The sequence below is a fragment of the Synechococcus sp. R6-7 genome, assembly GCF_047461695.1.
Taxonomy (GTDB): Bacteria; Cyanobacteriota; Cyanobacteriia; order Thermostichales; family Thermostichaceae; genus Thermostichus.
The window spans coordinates 1-2192 of sequence record NZ_JANSHS010000088.1 but is presented as its reverse complement, the minus strand read 5'-3'; the positions used below and the strand labels follow the sequence as shown (position 1 = coordinate 2192).

Here is a 2192-nt window from a genome sequence, read left to right as displayed (position 1 = left end):
CGAGCAGCGGGTTTTCGTTTACCCCCTTGGGCCGGAATGGGCGCTGCTGGTGGCGGTGAATGACGAGCTGGTGATGCCGGTTTACACCTTGGCCGTGAACCGCCTGCGAGCCGAGCTGCAGCAGGATACGCCAAAGGGCTTGGCCACCTTTCGTCTATTTACCAGCCAGGCGGAGGCAGGCCGGAACGCTACCCAGCCCAGTTCCGCTCCTGCGGCGGGCCCGCGCATGGAGATGGATGTCTTCGTGCAATCTCTGAACCGTCTCTGCCAGATTACAACCGGCTATTTGGGCAAGGCGGTGATCGTCAACTATTGGAAGGCAGCACGGCAGGAAGTGGTGGAACGCCAGGGATCCAAAGCAGAATGGCTGAACCAGTTCGAGATCGAGCGCAGCGGCCAGATCCACTACCGGGGATCCCTCAAGGAACTGGACGAATCTCAGCAAAGGGTGCTACGGGATTGGGTGCTGGCTTTTTTCCGTCGCTGTGAAGAGGTAATCCACGATTTTCGCAACTTGATCAAATCGACAGAACTGGGCCTATGAAAAAGGGGCAGGCTTTTTCCTAAGTAGGGCTATCGGCGAACTCTACCCGGCTCTTGGTCGAGGAAAATCCAGGCTAAGCTATGACCATGATCAACCCGGATCGCGCCAGGTGCAGACAAGATCCCTGCCTGGGGATGTCCCTTCTTGTCGCCGCAAGCCGACCCAGCGAAAGATCCGCCTTGCTACCGCGATGCCGCCGGATCCCTCGTTAGTATGGGGTTACGGCGCGCTATGCGAAGGAGTTGCCATGCTGAGAATCGTCACCCAGCTAGCCGAGGCTGAAGCCGAGCTTAGACGGATCTCGGAGCGCACTCAGGCTGACCAGAACCTGCACCGTGAAGCAACCGTGCGGGAGATCCTGCAAGCGGTACGCCGTCAGGGGGATCGTGCCCTGCTGGCCTATACGGCTGAGTTTGACCAGGTGGAGCTGAGCGTTGCCGAGCTGAAGGTGTCTGGGGCCGAGCTAGAGGCAGCTTACCAGGCGGTATCTCCGCAATTGCTTTCAGCCCTACGGCTGGCCAAGCAGCGCATTGAAGCTTTTCACCGGCAGCGGGTGCCCAGCAGTTGGGTAAGCTTTCCCGGCCCTGAGATCGTCTTGGGCAAGCAATACCGCCCTGTGGATCGCGCCGGCCTCTACATTCCGGGAGGGCGAGCCGCCTATCCCAGCACGGTGTTGATGAACGCCATCCCGGCCCAGGTGGCAGGGGTGCCCGAGATTGTGATGGTGACGCCACCGGGATCCGACGGCTCGGGGGGCAAGGGGATTAGCCCGGCCATTTTGGTGGCCGCCCAAGAAGTAGGCATCCACACCATCTATCGCGTTGGAGGGGCTCAGGCAATAGGGGCTTTGGCCTACGGCACCGAGACCATCCCCAAGGTGGACGTGATCACCGGCCCCGGCAACATCTACGTAACTTTGGCCAAAAAGCTGGTGTACGGCACGGTGGGGATCGACTCGCTGGCCGGGCCATCGGAGGTGTTGATCATCGCCGACGAGAGCGCCAACCCCCTTTATGTGGCTGCCGATTTGCTGGCCCAAGCCGAGCACGATCCCTTGGCGGCGGCCATCCTTCTGACCACCGATCTCCAGCTGGCCCAGCAGGTGCAGCAGGCGGTGGCCACCCAGATGGAGGCCCATCCCAACCGTCTGATGGTGGAAAAGTCGGTGGTGAACTACGGTCTGATTGCGGTGGTGCCGGATCTGACGGCGGCAGTGGCTTTGTCCAACCTGTTTGCGCCAGAACATTTGGAATTGCAGGTGGCCGATCCCTGGGCTTTGTTGGATCCCATTCGCCATGCGGGGGCCATTTTCTTGGGCCACCATACTCCGGAGGCGGTAGGAGATTACCTGGCTGGCCCCAACCATACCTTGCCCACCGCCGGTGCGGCCCGCTATGCCTCGGCTTTGGGGGTGGAAACTTTCCTAAAGCATTCCAGTCTGATTCAATACAGCTCAGCGGCTTTGCGGGAGGTGGCCAGCGCCATTCAGGCTCTCACACAAGCGGAAGGGTTGCCCGCCCACGGCCAGTCGGTACAGGTGCGGTTGGCGGAGGAGCGCTAATCAAGCCCTGGTCGCAGTTAGCTAGACCGCCGGGAAGCCCCACCCTCTGTTAGGGACTAGTGGCTAGTCACTATCCACTCACCACTA

The 2192-nt window shown here is 60.7% G+C and carries 2 protein-coding genes; both read left to right on the top strand.

Annotation, left to right across the window (positions count from 1 at the left end; translation table 11 throughout):
- On the top strand, positions 1-544 hold a 544-nt coding region (locus NW815_RS03175; protein ID WP_414415696.1), incomplete at its 5' end, for a hypothetical protein.
- Positions 545-791: 247 nt separating this feature from the next.
- Positions 792-2105 (top strand): histidinol dehydrogenase, encoded by a 1314-nt coding sequence (hisD, locus tag NW815_RS03170; protein WP_414343017.1) that lies wholly within the window; start codon positions 792-794, stop codon positions 2103-2105.
- Positions 2106-2192 lie beyond the last annotated feature (87 nt).